7 protein-coding genes are annotated in these 6,072 nt (G+C 56.7%); all 7 read right to left on the bottom strand.

The features are described 5' to 3' along the window. Nucleotides 1–25: 25 nt before the first annotated feature. The 7 genes from AS026_RS04920 to AS026_RS04895 all read right to left on the bottom strand — a co-directional run bounded on the left by AS026_RS04920 (nt 26) and on the right by AS026_RS04895 (nt 6,038). Nucleotides 26–1,747, bottom strand: a complete 1,722-nt coding sequence (locus AS026_RS04920; RefSeq protein WP_062368752.1) for an NAD(P)/FAD-dependent oxidoreductase — start codon at nt 1,745–1,747, stop codon at nt 26–28. Between the two features lie 16 nt (nt 1,748–1,763). Then, nucleotides 1,764–2,066: a UBP-type zinc finger domain-containing protein gene (locus AS026_RS39335; RefSeq protein ID WP_082728431.1), complete on the bottom strand. Its 303-nt coding sequence runs from the start codon at nt 2,064–2,066 to the stop codon at nt 1,764–1,766. Between the two features lie 425 nt (nt 2,067–2,491). After that, entirely contained in the window at nt 2,492–2,701 is a 210-nt protein-coding gene (locus AS026_RS04915) for a cold-shock protein (protein ID WP_062368753.1), read from the bottom strand. 314 nt (nt 2,702–3,015) lie between these two features. Further along, nucleotides 3,016–3,444: a VOC family protein gene (locus AS026_RS04910; protein ID WP_062368795.1), complete on the bottom strand. Its 429-nt coding sequence runs from the start codon at nt 3,442–3,444 to the stop codon at nt 3,016–3,018. A 461-nt stretch (nt 3,445–3,905) separates the two neighbouring features. Then, nucleotides 3,906–4,193, bottom strand: a complete 288-nt coding sequence (locus AS026_RS04905; protein WP_018859666.1) for a helix-turn-helix transcriptional regulator — start codon at nt 4,191–4,193, stop codon at nt 3,906–3,908. A 46-nt stretch (nt 4,194–4,239) separates the two neighbouring features. Then, on the bottom strand, nt 4,240–4,788 hold the full coding sequence (locus AS026_RS04900; protein WP_245307321.1) for a hypothetical protein: 549 nt from the start codon (nt 4,786–4,788) through the stop codon (nt 4,240–4,242). 1,037 nt (nt 4,789–5,825) lie between these two features. Next, nucleotides 5,826–6,038, bottom strand: coding sequence for a hypothetical protein (locus AS026_RS04895; protein ID WP_062368799.1), 213 nt, complete (start codon nt 6,036–6,038; stop codon nt 5,826–5,828). Nucleotides 6,039–6,072 lie beyond the last annotated feature (34 nt).

Genomic DNA, 6,072 nt, shown 5'->3' with positions numbered 1-6,072 from the left:
AGCTGGAATTTTCCCGGGTTCAGGCTCAGTTCGGCGGGGGTGAAGGCTCGGGGAACGCAGGTGGATTGCGGTCACCATCTCGAAATCCCAAAGCTGTGTGAATCTGGCTGACTACCGCCGCACCTTCGCCCACAGCTGCTGCCACCCTCTTGGTGGAGCCTGCTCTTACATCTCCAATGGCAAAAATGTTCGGTATGCTGGTTTCGAGGGCCAGAGCTGCGCGGCCCACCTCTTGTTCGACGAAGGGATCGAAAGCAGATCCCGTCACGATGAATCCGGCGCGGTCCGTAGCAATGTGCGGGCATAGCCAGCCGGTGTTAGGGTCAGCACCAATGAACATGAAAAGCTGGCGGACTTCGAATTCCGTCTCTCTTGCGGACTTCAAGTTTCTGATCGTCACTGCCAGAAGCGACGCATCCCCCGATAAGGAGGCTACCTCGCACCCGACGTGCATTACGACATTCGGGAGGGCGGCAATCCGCTCAATCAGGTAGGTCGACATCGTATCGGCGAGGTCTCTTCGGATCACCAGATGGAGACGGCTGACCTTGGGGGCCAAATAGGCGATTGCCTGACCAGCAGAGTTGCCGCCACCGACGACGACAATATCCCGGTTCTCACACCACTTTGCTTCGATGGGCGTTGCCCAGTACGACACCCCGGCACCCTCGAAGTCTGAGACATTCGAGATACTTGGTCTGCGATATCGTGCTCCAGATGCAACCACGACCGTTCTCGCCATTATTGCTCGCCGGTCGGTCGTGCGGAGATTGATTAGACCATCGCGCCGACTGCCGGGAACAGGCGGTGACATCTCAGAAATTCTCAAGGGCAGGGCAACTTCGGCGCCGAACTTCAGGGCCTGATTGAGTGCTCGACCGGCCAGGGCTTGGCCCGAGATGCCGGTCGGAAAGCCCAAGTAGTTTTCGATGCGGGAAGAACTGCCTGCTTGTCCTCCTGCGGAACGCTCGTCCAGGACGATAACGCTCAGGCCTTCAGAGGCGGCATAGACCGCCGCAGCCAGTCCTGAGGGACCAGCCCCGACGATCGCAGTGTCGTACACCATCTCCGGGTCCAGCTCCGGTGTAATCCCCAGACAGCATGCTACCTCCGCGTCGGTGGGCTTTTTCAGGACAGTCCCGTTTGGGCAGACCATGACCGGTAGATCGCTGTCCTGGATACCCAGGCGCTCCACCAGATCGTGACCCTCGCCCTCGCTGGAGGCATCGACCACGACGTAGGGATATCCGCTCCGGGAGAGGAAGATTTGAAGGGCACGCAGATCCGATTTTCCGTCGTGTCCAATCAGCACGGTGCCGGAATTCCCGGTGTCGATCAGCGCGACGCGCCGAAGAATGTAGGCCCGCATGATGATTTCGCCGACCTCGGCCGAGCCGATGATGAGCGCCTTGACGTGCGTGGCGTCAAAGGGGATGGCGACGCAACCATGGTGGCCAGCCCGTGAAGCCGCCATAGCAGGCCGTCCCGACAATTGATTGAGTTCGCCTGAGAAGTGGCCCACCCCATGCGACACGATTGCGGTCTCCGAGTGGGAGCCAATTCTCCCGAAGACATCAAGCCGCCCAGAAAGGACTAGCCAAGCCGGGACTTGCCGGTCACCAATCGATGAGACCTGTTCTCCGGGACCAAACGTCTTTGGCTCTCCGCTGGCGAATCTCTTGGCTACTTCTATCTGCAACGGGGTCAGGACGGGAAACAGCTGGGCTTGGCGAGAGTGGACGTCCATGCACTCAACCTCCTGTCTAATAAAACTGCGGAATCGGTCCGACCTGAGGGGTCTGATCAGGAAGGTCAATCATTGTCCCATCCACGTAGCACCAACCCCAGCCTTCCGGCGGATCGTAGCCTTCGATGATGGGATGGCCCGTGCTCCGGAAATGCGCCGTCGCATGCTTGCCTATTGATTGATCGCAACATCCAACGTGTCCGCATTCACGGCATAGTCGCAAGTGGACCCAAGCTTGTCCGATTGCCAGGCATTCTTCACACCCCATGGTCTTGGGCTTGACGGATTGAACGGAGTTCTGATGGCTGCAACGCGTCATTTGAAATCCTATCCTATCGTTGGATCTCAGGTAACATACCTGAGAACGCTACTTTGGACAGTCATACGCAAGGGTTATGGTGAGCGCTTCACTTGCCGTCCATCGAACTGAGCCGGGTTAGATTGCCTCACTCGACCGTGTGCTTCCGATTTGAAACGTAAGAATGCAGAAATTGCGAAAGACGAGCGCTTTTTGGTGAAGATTATGGGCAATCCCACGTTGGCTTTGCGGGTAAAGCCTTGGCCACGCGATTGGCAGTTCAGCACATGGCAAACGGGGGTAAAGTCGCGACGCAGCGCGAAGCGGTGAACATATTTGCCCGCCCCTGGTCGCCGCCTTGACAAGCGTGTGGTTGAAAGTCGCTGCTTGCGGATAAATTTTACTGTTGTTGTTTCGGCTGCCGCGTCTCGCGCGGCAGCCTTCAATTAAAGTGCGCGGAGATCTTCAGCCGCTGTTTTACCCGAACGCCGATCCTGCTTCGGTTCGTAACTGACTTTCTGACCATCCTTGAGGCCTGAAAGCCCGGAACGCTCTACTGCCGAGATGTGCACGAACACATCCGGAGAGCCATTATCGGGGGCGATGAAACCATAGCCCTTTTCAGAGTTGAACCATTTCACTGTACCAGTAGCCAATGTAAGTCCTCGGTTGATTTGCAATCGGCAAAATAGTCACGAAGGCCCGTTTGGCAAGATGCACGGCTTAGTTTGGGGGAGTTAACCCTCCTGAAATATCCGAAGACGAAGCCATTGAACATGGACAAAACATTACGGGCGCTCAACCCGATTGGGGAGCGCCCGTATGTTTGCTAGCGGCAAAAGCCAACTGCGTGGCAGGCGGCTTGCTTGGATCGTCCATCTATCGACGGAATTTGAGTCTGGAAACACCAGTTACTGCAGCGTAGCTATGCATTGCCTGTCGTCTTCGTCCTCGCCGCCAACCACCGTCGTCAGAAGTCAACTACGACTGACCGAGCGCTACGGTTGGCCGGTCCGTGATACACCGCCTCTATGTTGTTCCCGTCTGGGTCAAGCAGGAAGGCGGCGTAGTATCCCCGGTGATATGATCGTTCGCCCGGTTTACCGTTGTCGGTACCGCCGTTGGCGATGCCCGCGCTGTGGAATGCGTCGACAGTGGCACGATCCTTTGCCTGAAAGGCCAAATGATGCCGCCCAGTTAGCTCCCCGAGGGCAGCGTCGCTGTCTCGGGATGAAATGAAGAGTTCGTCAGCCCAGAAATAGCCATCGGCCTCACCACCAATTGGAATTTCGAGCACCTCTAACAGTGGGAGATAAAATGCGCGGCTTGCCGAAAGATTGGCTACGATCAATTGGATGTGATCGATTAGTCGGCCACGATGAAGTTGGGCTGTGTCCATTTCGACGCCTCCAATTCGGGAAGATAACGAAACGGCAGGGGGCGGTTTCGGTTCCATGTTTCGCCGTGATTTCAGTGGAAGTCGACATCCCCTGATTGTCGTTAGATATTCTGGCCCCTGGTGAACGTAGAGGTTCTCAATGTCTGGTGGGGTGGTCGCATTGTCGGGGCAATTCACCCAAGACAAGCACGGCGGTATCGGCTTCGCATTCGAACCGGATTGCGCGATGGCTGAACATGGCCGAGGCTCATCGACGCAATCACGGTTGCCGCGCGCCTGGCCGCAATCGAGCGGGCGCTTTCAGAGACGCTTGAGCAGTTCACGGCCAAGGATGGCGCGCCGTGCTGATCAAGTTTTTCCGAAACGGCCAGGGTAGATACCTGAGCGCCTTCAGTTGCGCAAAGAGCCGTAGCGCTCTGTCTTGGCGCTAGAGGAATTGTCGGCTGTTGCTTGCGTGATTATCAAGTTGGCCCCGGTTGCTTTGGAACAAACCCAACGCCAAATCCGAACAAGCGGCCAATCTTTTCCAATGTTTCCAGCGTTGGGTTCGCGGCGCCGGCTTCGATCTCCGCAACTTGTCGCCTAGTAAGCGACAGCGTCTTGGCAAATTCCTCCTGCGTCATGCCGAACCCTTTGCGGATCTCCGCCACAGCACCGGGCAGCCTCAGGTCCCCAGTTCGAGCACGCTCCGCAAGTGTTCGCCGGTTTTCAAGAATCTCCTCTTTCGTCGGCTTCTTCCATCGAGCCATTTAGCGGTCCTTCGCCATCATTGACACGCCGCCAGAACGCTGTCCGCTATTGCGATACAGCGTCCCATTCGCCTTGCAGGCCGCTCGAGCCGGAGGCGAGCATTCCAAAGCGATCGGCGACTTCCATGAAACGATCCGCCCGTTCAAGGATTTCCGCTTCTATCACTCCTTGGCGATCAACACCGCGCAGCCTTACTCCTTCGGTGTCCGCGGCTTCTTTGATGCGGATATTGCCTTTGCCGCCCGTTGCCGATCGCAGAAGCAGCGGCAGATCGGAAGCGCGCGAACCCTCAGCAAGGCCGAGGTGATCGGCAAGCTTTCGCCTTGCGTGCCCCTGGGGCATAAGATCCAAGAGGAAAGGTGGCCAGCTGCGGCTGTATCGATTTTCGAGGTCAACGGGATAACGGACTGACAAGGCACGATGGTCGCGGACCGTTTTGCCGGTCGCGAATTCCGCCGACGCCATCGTGACGAAATAATCGAGATCGTAATCGACGATCGATGCGCCCTGGAAGCCGGCCGCGTCATCCTTGAGTTCTAGCGTCGCGGCGTGATGCCACTCGTCATCAAAATGGGTTTGGAGCGTTAGGCGCATTAATTGACCCTTTAAATGGTTCAAATAATGCATAATTAGAAATTATTCAACCCATCAAAGTGGGTTGAATGACTATCGTCTGAACTGACGATCGACTTATACAGCGCCATAGCATCGCGACGCGAGGGTTTTCGTCGAGCAGCATGAGCGCCTCATCGGCCGATCCCGCCTCAAGAACTATCAACCCAGCATCCTCGAGGTCTTCAACCAGGCTCATTCATATGAGAACTTCGTCCTCGACAACCAATACGAGATCAACATCATCGATCATGAAAGTGTACACCGGTGCTAGAAATGCGACACGGTTAAGCGTCACTGACTAGATTAAGTTCCTCACCTAGAAGCAAACTCCTCCCTGACATGCGCGAGCAAATGCCCAATGAAACGAGTAAGCTTTGGGAGCGGTCGTGCGATTTTTCGGGCGCGTATACAGGGTCGGCCATTGAGTTTGAAGGCCCGCGGCACTCCAACCGCCGCGATAAAAGACCTGAGCGTGGGTGTCCATGGATCCGAATTTCGCGACACCCCGATCTTTCCTGAACTAAAGAGATGTCTCGCAGAAGTCACACCTTTGACAGTTCAAGACCGAATTGGGGCTTCGGTCTCTACTGCTCCGCGAAGTTCGCAATCGAAGGACTTTCTAAGGCGCTCCATGCGGAACTGGAACCGCGTGCAATCCATGTGACGAACCCGGCTACCTTCCGGACGGACTTCCTCGATCGCAGCTCATTGGCGTCGAGCACCAATGGGATCCGCGACTATGATGAGACCGCCGCGCGGTTCGCGAGCGCGGGTCGTTGCTGAACCACAATCAGCCCGGCGACCCCGAAAGGTTCGCCCAGCAGGTCGTGGACTTCTCCGACGTCGCTCAACCGCCCGTCCGCATGCCGTTCGGCAGCGACACTGTTGCCGTGATAGAGGCGAAGCATCTTAGCGATGCCGACATCATAAAGCGGTGGCGAGACCCTCGGGCTCCACCGACTTCTGAGGAAGATGCACCTCAGTCGGACAATCGCACGGAGGTGTCGGCGTCGTACCTACCGTCCCATTTCCTGCGTAATCACGTGGATCGACGGCACGCGCTTCTTCGCGGCCATCAAAATGTCCAGTTCGATCGATGATGGGCCGAAGCGATAAAACAGACTCTCGGCCACGTCCTGATGCAGGCCGTATCGGCTTCGAAACTCCTCGAGCGTGTACGCGTTGCCACGCAACGCTCGCCGGCGTTCAAAATGACGATCTGAATGCATCTTTCCTAGCTCCCTTATATTTTCTGGCGGCGAA

This window comes from Rhizobium altiplani (genome assembly GCF_001542405.1).
GTDB classification, from domain to species: domain Bacteria; phylum Pseudomonadota; class Alphaproteobacteria; order Rhizobiales; family Rhizobiaceae; genus Rhizobium; species Rhizobium altiplani.
The sequence above is the reverse complement of the archived record's forward strand: the minus strand, read 5'-3'. Positions and strand labels throughout refer to the sequence as shown.

What these genes read in the sequence shown, in the direction of transcription:
- AS026_RS04895 (WP_062368799.1), bottom strand. Translation starts at nt 6,038, where the DNA reads ATGCATTCAGATCGTCATTTTGAACGCCGGCGAGCGTTGCGTGGCAAC.
- AS026_RS04920 (WP_062368752.1), bottom strand. Translation starts at nt 1,747, where the DNA reads ATGGACGTCCACTCTCGCCAAGCCCAGCTGTTTCCCGTCCTGACCCCG.
- AS026_RS04900 (WP_245307321.1), bottom strand. Translation starts at nt 4,788, where the DNA reads ATGCGCCTAACGCTCCAAACCCATTTTGATGACGAGTGGCATCACGCC.
- AS026_RS39335 (WP_082728431.1), bottom strand. Translation starts at nt 2,066, where the DNA reads ATGACGCGTTGCAGCCATCAGAACTCCGTTCAATCCGTCAAGCCCAAG.
- AS026_RS04905 (WP_018859666.1), bottom strand. Translation starts at nt 4,193, where the DNA reads ATGGCTCGATGGAAGAAGCCGACGAAAGAGGAGATTCTTGAAAACCGG.
- AS026_RS04910 (WP_062368795.1), bottom strand. Translation starts at nt 3,444, where the DNA reads ATGGACACAGCCCAACTTCATCGTGGCCGACTAATCGATCACATCCAA.